The sequence below is a fragment of the Paenibacillus sp. FSL H3-0321 genome (assembly GCF_038002865.1).
Classification (GTDB): domain Bacteria; phylum Bacillota; class Bacilli; order Paenibacillales; family Paenibacillaceae; genus Paenibacillus_AQ.
Window position 1 is genome coordinate 451,238 of record NZ_JBBODH010000001.1, and the last position, 11,976, is coordinate 463,213.

Consider the following 11,976-nt stretch of genomic DNA (forward strand, 5'->3'; position numbering starts at 1 on the left):
GAACGACTGCTGGATGCAACGGGAATACGTCAACTGGTGGACCAGATGAAGCCTGTCCTGGAGCCCGCGCTGGATGACTGGCTGCTGCAGAATGTCGTGCCGCAGAAACCAGATTATCTGAGCAAAAAAATGGAGAAAACAGTATACTTATCTCGATATACGTTCCAGGTATTAATCCTAGACCCCCAAATGCTGGTCGCGGAGTTCAACCTCTTATTCGGCGTGGTGGCGATCATCTCGGCGATTCCGACAGCCGGAGGATCGTTATATCTCTTGGCGGCTGCAGACATCGCCTTTAGTAGGCGTGATCGTGGTCAACGTGGAGAAGCTGAACGATCTCAAGAACGGAAACGCCTATACGAATCCGACCTTCCTCGGCATGGACCAGTCACTGCTGGATGGACTGGGGATTGGCATCGCCTTTGTGAGCCTGGCCAGTCTGCTCAAGCACGGCTTGTATAAGGCAGCGGATAAAATAGCGAACCGCAAGAATATTGCGGCGCTGGATGATGCTTTGAAGGCGTTGACGAACGAAGCGGACACCGCTGCTAGACTTAAAACAAACCTGCCCCAGGAAATGGTGGTTAAAGATGGCGGTTTGATGGATGACCTAGCAAGGAGCAAGAGTCTTGCAGGGGCAGATGATGCCAGGACAGTGGGAAAACCAAAAGCGGAGGGTTCGTCGCGGTCGGTTGAGGGGACGGCTAAAGTAACGAAAACAAAAAAGGAAAAGATTGATCCGCCACCTTATGATAGAGAGAAAATACTAAGAAACATTGAAGAAAGTAAAAAAGCTCGTGAAGCCTCTAATTTCGATAAGTATTTACAGAAAGAAAAGGAGCTTCTTGAGATGTTGAACAAGGGGACGGGTGAAGCTCCTCCTATAAAACCTATTGAACCAAGAGGCGAACCCAATGTATTTATTCCTGCATTTAAGGGTGAGGAAATAGCTATAAATATTTATGATAGAATGAGATTAACAGGTTTAGACAAGAAAGAACTGGAAACTATTTCAAAAAACACTGGATTAAGTTTAGATGAAGTTACTGCAATGAAAAAGCATTTGTTTTTAACTAAGCATGCTAATTTAGTAGATGAAAATGGTAAGGATTATTATGAAGGTTATTTCACACCAGATATTAACGTAGCGTATGGATGGGGAAAAGCATTAAGTACTGAACTATCACCTGCTGAAAAGGCATGGTATAGAGAACTAGCCGATCACGAATTAGCAGAAAGCAAACTGAAGCAAGAAGGAATGCCTATCCGTAAAATTGAGTCATTTAAGAATGGTAAACCATCAGATGGAGACCCTCCTGGTGCCCATGATTTAGCACCTCCTCAACCAGGTGACTTTCCAGAGATCGAGTACAACCAATTGGGAGATATTAGTAAAAAAATAAGAAAGTTTTTAGATAATATGGAGGGAAAAGATGAATAAGGTTTTTGAAGAAGCTAAATGCATTATTCGAAATATTGATTGGAGCCATGTTGAGTTTAAGAGACCGTCATATGTTGTGTTGTTGTCTGAGCACCTGAGAAGAAGCTCATTATTCTATGATTATTTTCACAAAGATTCGATGAGAATAATAGTATTTAGTGCTATGGAATTAATCGATATGCAATTACCTAAAAATATATTAGATGAATGTACGGAATCACTCCAAAATGTAAAAGGTATTTTTGTCAGAGAAGTGTGTATACATTATTTGGAATGGGCTTATTTGATAGGGGAGGGTGTGCCGATCGCTGTTCAGTTTCAGGAGCTATATTTACCCATAATAAAGCTATTTGAAAGAGGGGGCAGAATACAATATGATAAAGGACTGTTGATTATTGGGGGATTAACTTGTTCGCGATTTGTATCTTTGGAGTCTAGTTTGTTTGAACCAGAGGATATTAGTGATAGTTATCTAGATGAGATAGATAAAGATGTTTCGAATAAGTAAATATTGTAAAATATTTCATATAACTATCTTTCAACACAATCAACAACGCCACAATGCGAGCTATCCGTCGTGTTGTGGTTTCTTTTTTGTCCATCACTATATGCTAAAAAATACAATTATATAAGTGGTGGCTATTAAAAAAATACCCCACCCAGTGCCGATTGAACCCATCATTTAACTAATAACACATCTAACCCATGTAATACCCGTATAAAGATTTCTCCATATCGGTTGTACGCACATCAAATGCTTTAATTTTATAACCTAAATAAACGCTATTCCGTTACATCAAACAGGTTGATTATGGTCAGATACCACCGTAATTGACCTGTTTTTTGTTATCTTCGTTTTCTTACGCTTTTTTTCAAATTTACTCACAACTGTAGAATACACCGCCCTGATAGGGAGGATGAAATGTAGCGAAAAATTGCATCTTTTAAGATAGATACCGCCACTATTCAGAGTAGGACGGCTAAAACGAAGGTTTTTTCATATCGTCCGCAACTTAATTAAACCGTTCAGCGATTGTTACAGCGCAAGGAAGAAATCTGCTGACGAGCAGTTAACATATAACAGGCAGGGAACGTATAAGGCTAGCCACCTGCCCTCTAATTAAGCCCGAAATTCATGAAAAAATTCGGGGAGGGGGCCTGCTCAAGCACGGCTTGTATAAGGCAGCGGATAAAATAGCGAACCGCAAGAATATTGCGGCGCTGGATGATGCTTTGAAGGCGTTGACGAACGAACCGGACATCGCTACTAGACTTAAAACAAACCTGCCCCATGAAATGGTGGTTAAAGATGACGGTTTGATGGATGACCTAGCAAAGAGCAAGAGTCTTGCAGGGGCAGATGACGCCAAGACAGTGGGAAAACCAAAAGCGGAGGGTTCGTCACAGTCGGTTGAGGAGACGGGTAAATCAAAGCCAAAGGATAGAGAAGAACATGAAAGAAAAGAAAGAGAGCAATCAAAAACTGAGGGTACGGGTAAAGTAACGAAATCAGAAAAGAAAAAGATTGATCCGCCACCTTCCTGACTCGAATTCCTTTGGTTTTGATCCTCCAGGAGCACACGACGCAGCTGATCCTCAACCTAAAGGTGAGTTTGATGGGGCGTTTAGCTATAATCTTAAAGAACAAGGTAAGATAGAAAAACAACTAGAAAAAGAAAAAGGAGAATAAATGTGGGATATTTAAATCAGGCGATTAAACGTATTTCCGCAATAGATTGGAGCTGTCTTGGAGAACAGGAAACTATGTCACATAGTTATTTGTGTCGAGAGTACTTAAGAAGAGCAACCAAATTTTTAAGAGATTATCCAGGTACTTGTGTACCTCCTTTTATTATGATTTCAAATTCGATCACTGAGCCACAAGAAAACATTGAGATGATTGAAATAGTGAATGAAATAAATAATTCTTACCATAGGGCTCTCGTTACGAGTTATCTTGAATTATGCGCTCTTATTGATGAAAAAAATCCAATTGCTATGGATAACAAGGATTTGATTGAACCAGCAATAAAGCTATATGAAAGAGGTGGCTTTTTCTATAGAAGGGAAGGATATATATATATAAATGGTATTTCTATTATAATTGCAGATGTTGCTTGGGATGAACAGGAACCACTAGATATTAGTGATGAAACCTTGGATGCGCTAGATAATGGTTGTATCGAGTAAAAATCGAACGGGAAGATGATGAATTAAATAAAGTTGTAATGCACATTGATGCAAAACATTTAATTATTCAAAATCTATATTTATATGTTAGTGAATTGCCTCTTCTACGAATACTCAAAGAAAAATCAAATGACCAATTTAAGGATATAACTTTTACAGAGGTAAATAATGGGTTTGTAATTGTAAAAAAAGAATGTGTTATAAGTATTGTTAAGGATACTGAGAAGGTATAGAGAAGAGTTTTTGTTAAACATATTTAAGAATATTAATACATCTTTAAAGTAAGATCATATAATACAACTAACAACCAAACACTTAAAAATAAAAACATTTGATAAACTTTCAAAAAAGTATACTTGAATGGTTCGAAAAGATTTTAACAGATCAAGGTTGGAATCTTGATGACCTTATTGTTTCCAAAACGCCACACCCCACAATTCCTGGAGTCTATCAAATTCAGTATAGACTTCCAGCACTTGATAGGGAATTGAAAGTAATACCTGATCAGTATAAAATATCTCACATCCTAAAACTGTATATGATCCAAGTGTAATCTCGAATGATCAAATAATACTATGGGGGGAAAGAAGCGATGGCGAATGGAGAAATTGTGGGTAGGGAAATTCGAGGAACAGTATCGAATGGTTTAAAATTCACGGGATACCTTGATGAAAATGGAAAAGTGACAAATTTCTTTCCGACCATATCAGAATAATTTTTAGGAGGATGATTTGATGAGTGTCAAATTAACAGAGAAAGAATTAGTGGAAATATATTATCGACACCTTGAGGGGAAATATTTTTTAGAAGCACTTAAAAACTATTGCAATGGAAATGGGTTTGGTGGTAGTGAGAGTGTTTGGTGTGTTTTTGCTGGTGAGTTAGATGAGTGGGAAGAAGGTTATTTCGGAGATGCGGGAGTTTGTTATTTTTTTGACTACCCTGCGGTACAGGAAGATCAGACAATTGTATTGGATTACCCAACTTTCTATCAGTATCTAAATGAAGCAAGTATGGACTATTTAATACGGAATCCAATTGTTAAGAATGAGGTTGAAGCTCGATTAATGGAAATCAAACAAAAGTTCAATATTGCATAAGTTGGCGAGAACATCTCTAACCCATATTATGACTTAGATAGATGTAAATAATCAAATCCTGTTTACAAGCGATAGTTGCGACGCATTCTGCATCGCTAAGGTACTCCTTGAAAGACTCGATGAACTGCCGGATGCGAATCCGCAAGACTTGTACTGGATATTAGGTCAATTGGTAGCAAGGCGGAACGTTATCGTCAAACATGCCAGTGGCTTGAAGAATCAAATGCATCAACAATTAAGCTATCACTATCCGTCCTATAATAAGTTCTTCTGTGACATTGACGGTAAAGCCGCCCTTGCCTTTTGGGAGAAGTATCCTGCTCCGCATCAAGTGTTAACGGTGGGGGTGGATGAACTAGCGGAGTATTTACGTGAAGCGAGTCATAACACCTGTTCCACTCGTAAGGCAGAAGGAATACTGGGATTGGTGAAGCAGGACGGTGAGACAAAGCGGAACTTCCAAGGGGCACCGACCGATTACAAGCTAGAGTCGATGGACGGGATTAGCACCATTGCAGCGGCAGAACTGGTCGCTGAAATCGGAGACATCCGCCTCTAATGCAGACAAGCTAACCCGATTCGCCGGAATTGCTCCTGTCCGCTTTAGTTCGGGCGGCAAGGGCAAAGACCAAGCCAGTGGACAAGGTAATCGTGTGCTGAATGCCATCTTCCATAACCTCGCCGTACAGCAAATTCAAGTTGCAAAAGGAAAGAACAAGACACTGCGTAATCCCTTGTTCTACGAGTTCTACCAACGGAAGCTAGCAGAAGGAAAGACCAAGAAGCAAGCCCTAATATGCGTCATGAGAAGGCTTGTAAACATTATCTACAGCATGATGAAGCACAAGACAGAGTATCGGGCGGTAACTCTAACAGAGCGTCAAGTAAGTTGATATAATGGGTGGTAATTGGTAATCCAGTTGCCACCTTCTTTATTCCCAAGTTTCAGATTACAACTTAGGGGACGGGTAATGTTCCTGAATCAATACCTACCCTTAAAAAGGTTGATTTGAATGAATACTAGCGTGTAGATGTTTATAAACCCACATTTATGGATGAATTTCAAGAAAAATAATATAAAGCTGCATCAAAGGATTATGATGATATTAGAAGTGTTGGTATGACTGATATTGAACAGGTTGCAAAAAATACTGGTATGACTATAGAAGAAATTAGGGCTATGAAACAACACATGTTTTTTGATACACGTAAAATCCCTTTAGATAATCAAAGTTATAGAGTTGGCCACTTTACTCCTGATTTAGAAGTTGGGTTTATATGGTAATAAGCACAAAAAGGTGAGCTGGATCCAAAACAAAAAAAAGTGGTTTCAAGAGTTAGCTAAACATGAATTAACTGAAAGTGAAAAAACGAAACAAGGCTACCCATATAAAAATCCTGGTTCGTATCAAAAAGATAGTGATGATTTTGGTTCAGATCCTCCTGGTGCACATGATGTAGCTTCTGATCAACTTTCATTTGAACTCCCTGGAGCATAAGAATATTATTCGAAAAAAGTTCTTGGGCAATAAAAATAGAGAAGATGGAGCGAAATAATTGATGGAAAATTTTAATCAGGCAATTAAGCGTATTTCTGCAATAGATTGGAGTTGTATTGGAAACAAGCAAGCAAGATCACATGTTTATTTGAGTAAAGAATACTTAAGAAGAGCATCAATATTTTTCCAATATTATCCTGGTCCTTGTAGGTATCCTTTTATTATCATTTCAAATTCGATAACTAAGTCACAAATGAGTGTTGATGAATTACAAATACTAATGGAGATTGACAATAGTTATGTTAGAGAAATTGCTACCAGTTATTTAGAGTTAAACGTACTCATTGATGAAGGAAATCAAATAGCTATTGATAATAAAGATTTGTTTGAGCCAGCAATAAAGCTATATGAAAGAGGTGGCCATTTCTTTATTAGGTCAGGTTATTTGAATGTAGCTGGTGCTACTGATTTTCTTTCGCTTGCAAATCGAGTTAAAAGGGAACCTCTTGATATAAGTGATGAAACCTTGGATGCACTTGACAATGGACATGTTGATTAATTTATGGATTTGTTCGGATTATAAAACAACTTACAATACAAACAACGCCACAATGCGACCTAACCGCCGTGTTGTGGTTCTTTAATTATCCGCCACTATATGGGCGGCTCTCTATCAAAGACCCCACCCAGTGACGAATGAACCCATCATTCAACCAATAACACATCTAACCCATGTAATACCCGTATAAAGATTTCCCCATTTCGGTTGTACGCACATCAAATGCTTGAAAAGTATAACCTAAATAACGCTATTCCGTTACAATGAACAGTTTGATTATGGTTAGATGTTACCATGATTGATCTGTTTTTTTGTTATTTTCGTTTTCTTGCGTTTTTTCAAATTCACTCGCAACTGTAGAATACACCGCTCTGATAGGGAGGATGAAACAGCAGTGAATTATCGAACATTCTTAAAATGCTCAGAGATAAAACTACGGGTCAAGCTAGAAGAATAGTGTTAAATTTAAATGATTATCCTGTTGGAGAAAGGTCTGAACTTATTGAGTTTATATTAAGTCCAACTCACAAGGATTTAAAACATTTAGATGAACTATTAGTCATTGTAGGTCGTCAAGTAACTAGAGAGTACTGGAGGTTTTCATTGTATATTGGTTCTAATTTGCCTAAAGAAAAATTGGGGAATTTGCTCTACAATATGATATGCGAGGTATTATTTGTACAATTAATTGATTATGAGGCAGAGGTAAGGGATCAATCTGATACTCAATATGTGAGCATCGGCTGCCCTTATTTTTCTATGAGCATTAATTTAGATGATGAGGTTGACTATACAGAACGTTATCGGAAGGCGAATCTTGAATCGTATGGTGTAGATACAAATGTTTTTATTAGTATTCAATTTATAACGCGTACATTTGATATAGGATGGTTAAAGCTACTTGAAAAAATCGGTAAATTATTGCAGTTAAACAATCTGGATTTGGTTGTTGAGGATCACACCACGTACCCTCTATTGAAAAGAGTTAAAGGGCACTTGATTATTAATAGTAATTTAGATTACCGAACATGGTATATGACAAAAGAAAACCTAGCACTATTGAATCACCCTTATGAAGAAGATTTTTTATAGATGGTGAGTATAGAAGGTAATCTCTTCCTAATTTATTGAGTAATAAAATGACATAAGCGTTTGTTAATATTTTTGAGGTCTGTCAATTATTTTGTGTAACCAGTCGTTCAATACCACAATACGAGACAGCCACCCGTATTGTGGTATTTTTTGTCATAGTTCCTATCCTAGTTGTTAATGAATTGCCCCCACCCAGTGCCGAATGAATCAGGCAGCAAGGCATTCTTCGAAAATGAATTATGCCAAATGCTCAACTCAAAAATGTGTATAACTACCAGGAATGAAGTCCAAGCGTTCATTTCGGTTCTACGTATAATAACGTATAAAACTTGGAAGGGGAAATGATAGATGGCAACAATTATAAGTTATGGTTCAAAGGCGTTAAATCCATTAGGAGCTGTTGCATTAACAATTCCACCGGGGCAAAATATTGGGATACTTGATACCTCAGTAGTTATTCCTCCGGAAAATCCTGCTTCTTTCTCAAATAGAGTTGAGTTAAAAGGAAGTATTAACATTGACCAGATTGTAACTCCTGATAATTTCAATGTTGTAATTCTCAGAGCTGGGACAGTAATATATCGCTCTCATATTCGACTTGTGGGTACAGCAAATCCTGAAATTAAGCAAATAAATGTTCTATGGGTTGATGGTGCCCCTTTGGGCGTTATAAACTATCAATTGGGTATTGAAAATTCGAATCCGGGCACTACCTTCATCACTATAGTTGGACCAGTAGTATTTACTGCGACAGCTATTGGAGGAGATGGCGTAATTTAAGTTCTGCACTAAGATTTGCGTCCAACCAGGTAACAAAAGCGACATTCGCTGAAGTAGTTAACCACGCCCCTGTGAAAAGCATTGGACAGTTGAACCGATCTGGTTTAGCTGTCTTTTTTTCATGGGCATATACGTAATTAGAACGATTTCTGAAAAGGGCTTTTATGGCAGATAATTAGCAGGTATCGGCTAAGGAACTAAGTTCTTATCCTCCGATGTCAGAAGACATGAACATAGTCCCATTAGAGCCAGGCACGGTTATCAAGCGAAATAAAAAACCACTTAGGCTCGGAAATCCCAAGCTTAAGTGGTTAATCGTGCTTTTATATCTTATAACAACCTTAAGTTGTCGGATTCAATGCCCCTTGATACTCATTCATTAAATTGTCGATAATCTGCTGGACGGACAAAATCTCTTTAATCTCATGGACTCTGGACCCAGCAAAAACCAAACCGTTCTTAACATCTCCTCTAAGGGAAGTAAGCAGAGATTCCATTGTACAGAAGCGATGTGAACAAACCTTTAGACAATCATAGCATTTGACTATCTTTATTTTGGCATTATCACTGATCCGGTCTGTAAATTCATTCCGAATTGCTCTACCTTCTAGACCCACTGTAGACTTGATGAGGACAGTATCTCCTTGCTGAGCATCTACATACTTTTGCTTGAAGGCTAAGGGAGCATCACACTCATGGCTAGCCACAAAGCGGGTACCCATTTGAACACCAGATGCGCCAATCCGAAGGGCTTTTGCGATATCATCGCCTGTCAGAATCCCACCCGCAGCAATAACCGGAATCGAAACGGCCTCTAAGACTTCAGGAAGGATATCAAACATGGATCTGTCTGTACCTAAATGGCCCCCAGCTTCGAACCCTTCCACAACGACTGCGGAGGCACCAAGTCTTTCGGAAATTCTGGCTAATTTGGCGGATGAAACAATAGTTACCACAGGAGTACCATATTCTTTACCCCAAGCATAAATATCTCTAGAAATTCCGGCTCCAGAAATAATAAAGTCAACCTTTTCTTCCAAAGCAACCTTCATTTTTTCGGCAAAATCCTTTACTGCGAATAGTACATTCACACCGATATAGCCAATCCCTTTAGAGAGTTCTCTTGTTTTGCGAATATGCATTCTCAGCTCTTCAGTAGTGATCCCTGTACCAGAGATGGTGCCGATCCCGCCTGCATTGGCTACAGCAGCGGCTAGTCCACTTAAGGATATGCCTACGCCCATTCCACCTTGAATAACAGGAACTCTGGATTTAATATGTCCGAATTGGATTGTTGGAAGTTTCAATTACACACCTCTTTCACAAGTTGTAAACATTATAAAAACTCCTCTGGAGTAATTAGCTATAACTTAACACAGTTAAGTCTTTCCCGATGTGACTGTGAGCATGCTCAAACTATGTTAAATATCATGTCTTTCAAGTATGCCTCTTTTTATGACACTCTATTAACGAACGATAAAATTGTCTTAACTGGAAACCATTTTTTAGATTGTGTTATTCTGTCTAATAGTGAACTCAATTTAGAGAGCGGGATGTTACTTGAAAAGAAACATATTATATATTGAAGATAATGAGAAAATAGGCAGTTGGGTAAAAGAAGAATTGGAACAGCGAGGATTTTCAGTTCAGTGGCTGCTTTCTGGTGATGGAGCCGAAAAAGAAGTAAATCAGCATGAAATCGTTATTTTGGATATCATGTTACCCGGTTTAGACGGATTTACAGTGGGAAAACGATTAAAAAAGGCAGCTCCTGCTGTTCCTATTTTGCTGTTAACTGCCCGAACATCGATAGATGATAAGGTAGAAGGTTTACAATTTGCTGATGACTATTTAACGAAACCATTCCATACGGAGGAATTAGTTGCAAGATTAGAAGTATTAATCCGTCGAAGTGGCGTAACACATTCCGAACGTATTTCATTAGGAAATGATATTGAATTAGATCCAGAAGTTCAAATGGTATTTGACAAACACACAGGAGAAGAAATTATATTGACAGGGAAACAACATCAAATTTTAATGTACTTCTTACGCCACCCTAATCAAGTTTTACCAAAAGAACAAATCTATGAAGCCGTTTGGGAAGAAGCTTTTATAACAGGTGATAAAACATTAATGGTACATATCCATCGACTGCGCCAAAAGTTGGAACGTCATCCGGATTCCCCAGAGATTATTGAAACGTTGAAGGGAATAGGTTATCGGGTGAAACTATGAAACAGACTAAATCATTATTTCGTCGTTTTCTAAAAGGACATTTTCTATTTATCTTTTTTCCTCCGATTGTACTTATTTTCTTATCTGCGTTTATTGAGTCTCCTTTTAATGAAGAAGAGCTGAATAAGTTAAATTATTTTTACGTTGTACTGCTATTGTTTGGTTTTATTATTGTAGCATTTGTTGTAATATCTTGGATTTTCTTCTTGAGGCTTCGTAAACGTCTCACCCGCTTACAGGAAGTCATGTCATTTTCAGCTAATAATAATTCATTTCCTAAACCAATATCTGTTCAAAGAGATCGTATGGATGAAATAGACCAGTTAGGAAGTTCTTTTAATTGGATGATTCAGCAGCTTGAAGACAGCCGCAAGCGAGAATATGAAGAGGAATTATTACGACATCGGCTCATTGCGAATTTATCTCACGACTTACGAACGCCACTTACTATTTTGAGAGGACATATCACCAGATTAAATAAAGAAGCAATAAGTTTAGAAGGACAAAACTCATTAACAGAGATGAACTATACGATTACAAGAGTCGGAGATCTAATGGATGATTTACTTTCCTATACATTGCTTACATCAGGGAAACATCCTTTTGGGCCCATTTCAACAGATATTGGACGTTTAGTAAGAGCATCTGTTGCTGCGTGGTATCCTGTATTTGAAGAAAAAGAAATTCAGGTTGATGTTGATTTACCGGCAGAGGAGACTTTTTATTGGAAAGCAGATCCTAAATGGATGACACGGGTTCTGGACAATTTATTTCAGAATATTCTTCGCCACGCAGCAGAGGGGAAATATGTACACATTATGGTAGATGTAGAAAAAGAACAGATCCTTGTTGCAGACAGAGGTCCAGGTATGGATAACTCTTCCTATGGGCGTGGGGCGGGAATTGGTTTATCGGCTTCAAATTATATGTTGAAAAAAATGAAGCTGAAAGCTGACTTTACATCAAATGAAAATGGCACAAGAGTGGTTATTGGTAGAGCTAAACCTAAAGGTAACCCAGAATTAAACAGCATGATCACCGGGATGTAACTTTGCTTCTTTATAATTAGAACCATAA

The 11,976-nt window shown here is 38.3% G+C and carries 16 protein-coding genes; 15 read left to right on the top strand and 1 reads right to left on the bottom strand.

The genetic code is table 11. The annotated features are described in order from the left end of the window. Positions 1–319: 319 nt before the first annotated feature. The 13 genes from MHI45_RS01770 to MHI45_RS01830 all read left to right on the top strand — a co-directional run bounded on the left by MHI45_RS01770 (position 320) and on the right by MHI45_RS01830 (position 8,661). A complete protein-coding gene (locus tag MHI45_RS01770; protein WP_341118886.1) occupies positions 320–1,441 on the top strand; it encodes a hypothetical protein in 1,122 nt (373 codons plus the stop codon). Then, positions 1,434–1,949, top strand: coding sequence for a hypothetical protein (locus MHI45_RS01775; protein WP_076110840.1), 516 nt, complete (start codon positions 1,434–1,436; stop codon positions 1,947–1,949). Before MHI45_RS01770 ends, MHI45_RS01775 begins: the two co-directional genes overlap by 8 nt. 665 nt (positions 1,950–2,614) lie before the next feature. Continuing rightward, a complete protein-coding gene (locus MHI45_RS01780; RefSeq protein ID WP_341118887.1) occupies positions 2,615–2,986 on the top strand; it encodes a hypothetical protein in 372 nt (123 codons plus the stop codon). Continuing rightward, positions 2,967–3,131 (top strand): hypothetical protein, encoded by a 165-nt coding sequence (locus tag MHI45_RS01785; protein ID WP_179091748.1) that lies wholly within the window; start codon positions 2,967–2,969, stop codon positions 3,129–3,131. Before MHI45_RS01780 ends, MHI45_RS01785 begins: the two co-directional genes overlap by 20 nt. A gap of 2 nt (positions 3,132–3,133) precedes the next feature. Further along, on the top strand, positions 3,134–3,631 hold the full coding sequence (locus tag MHI45_RS01790; protein ID WP_076110838.1) for a hypothetical protein: 498 nt from the start codon (positions 3,134–3,136) through the stop codon (positions 3,629–3,631). 734 nt (positions 3,632–4,365) lie between these two features. After that, the gene (gene cdiI, locus MHI45_RS01795; RefSeq protein ID WP_076110836.1) at positions 4,366–4,731 is read left to right on the top strand and encodes a ribonuclease toxin immunity protein CdiI; all 366 of its coding nucleotides are present in this window, start codon (positions 4,366–4,368) and stop codon (positions 4,729–4,731) included. A gap of 223 nt (positions 4,732–4,954) precedes the next feature. Beyond that, positions 4,955–5,290, top strand: a complete 336-nt coding sequence (locus MHI45_RS01800; RefSeq protein WP_179091747.1) for a hypothetical protein — start codon at positions 4,955–4,957, stop codon at positions 5,288–5,290. Beyond that, positions 5,244–5,624 (top strand): transposase, encoded by a 381-nt coding sequence (locus tag MHI45_RS01805; protein WP_076110834.1) that lies wholly within the window; start codon positions 5,244–5,246, stop codon positions 5,622–5,624. The genes MHI45_RS01800 and MHI45_RS01805 overlap by 47 nt, the downstream gene beginning before the upstream one ends. A 227-nt stretch (positions 5,625–5,851) precedes the next feature. Then, positions 5,852–6,016: a hypothetical protein gene (locus tag MHI45_RS01810; protein ID WP_179091746.1), complete on the top strand. Its 165-nt coding sequence runs from the start codon at positions 5,852–5,854 to the stop codon at positions 6,014–6,016. Positions 6,017–6,029: 13 nt separating this feature from the next. Continuing rightward, positions 6,030–6,230, top strand: a complete 201-nt coding sequence (locus MHI45_RS01815) for a hypothetical protein (protein WP_144024319.1) — start codon at positions 6,030–6,032, stop codon at positions 6,228–6,230. Positions 6,231–6,291: 61 nt separating this feature from the next. After that, positions 6,292–6,789, top strand: a complete 498-nt coding sequence (locus MHI45_RS01820; RefSeq protein WP_076110833.1) for a hypothetical protein — start codon at positions 6,292–6,294, stop codon at positions 6,787–6,789. Positions 6,790–7,197: 408 nt separating this feature from the next. Continuing rightward, positions 7,198–7,881 (top strand): hypothetical protein, encoded by a 684-nt coding sequence (locus tag MHI45_RS01825; RefSeq protein ID WP_256718113.1) that lies wholly within the window; start codon positions 7,198–7,200, stop codon positions 7,879–7,881. A 348-nt stretch (positions 7,882–8,229) separates the two neighbouring features. After that, entirely contained in the window at positions 8,230–8,661 is a 432-nt protein-coding gene (locus tag MHI45_RS01830) for a hypothetical protein (protein WP_076110832.1), read from the top strand. A gap of 341 nt (positions 8,662–9,002) precedes the next feature. Here the strand turns inward: MHI45_RS01830 and MHI45_RS01835 are convergent, their stop codons facing one another. Beyond that, positions 9,003–9,968: an NAD(P)H-dependent flavin oxidoreductase gene (locus MHI45_RS01835; RefSeq protein ID WP_076110831.1), complete on the bottom strand. Its 966-nt coding sequence runs from the start codon at positions 9,966–9,968 to the stop codon at positions 9,003–9,005. A 253-nt stretch (positions 9,969–10,221) separates the two neighbouring features. Here MHI45_RS01835 and MHI45_RS01840 point away from each other — a divergent pair, with 253 nt between their 5' ends. Next, positions 10,222–10,899: a response regulator transcription factor gene (locus MHI45_RS01840; RefSeq protein ID WP_076110830.1), complete on the top strand. Its 678-nt coding sequence runs from the start codon at positions 10,222–10,224 to the stop codon at positions 10,897–10,899. Further along, positions 10,896–11,948 carry a sensor histidine kinase gene (locus tag MHI45_RS01845; protein WP_076110829.1) on the top strand — a complete coding sequence of 351 codons (1,053 nt, stop codon included), beginning with the start codon at positions 10,896–10,898 and terminating at the stop codon, positions 11,946–11,948. Before MHI45_RS01840 ends, MHI45_RS01845 begins: the two co-directional genes overlap by 4 nt. Positions 11,949–11,976: the final 28 nt, after the last annotated feature.

Excerpts from the sequence above, each read along its gene's own strand:
- MHI45_RS01810 (WP_179091746.1), top strand. The coding sequence starts at position 5,852 with ATGACTGATATTGAACAGGTTGCAAAAAATACTGGTATGACTATAGAA.
- cdiI (WP_076110836.1), top strand. The coding sequence starts at position 4,366 with ATGAGTGTCAAATTAACAGAGAAAGAATTAGTGGAAATATATTATCGA.
- MHI45_RS01845 (WP_076110829.1), top strand. The coding sequence starts at position 10,896 with ATGAAACAGACTAAATCATTATTTCGTCGTTTTCTAAAAGGACATTTT.
- MHI45_RS01820 (WP_076110833.1), top strand. The coding sequence starts at position 6,292 with ATGGAAAATTTTAATCAGGCAATTAAGCGTATTTCTGCAATAGATTGG.
- MHI45_RS01775 (WP_076110840.1), top strand. The coding sequence starts at position 1,434 with ATGAATAAGGTTTTTGAAGAAGCTAAATGCATTATTCGAAATATTGAT.
- MHI45_RS01800 (WP_179091747.1), top strand. The coding sequence starts at position 4,955 with ATGCATCAACAATTAAGCTATCACTATCCGTCCTATAATAAGTTCTTC.
- MHI45_RS01830 (WP_076110832.1), top strand. The coding sequence starts at position 8,230 with ATGGCAACAATTATAAGTTATGGTTCAAAGGCGTTAAATCCATTAGGA.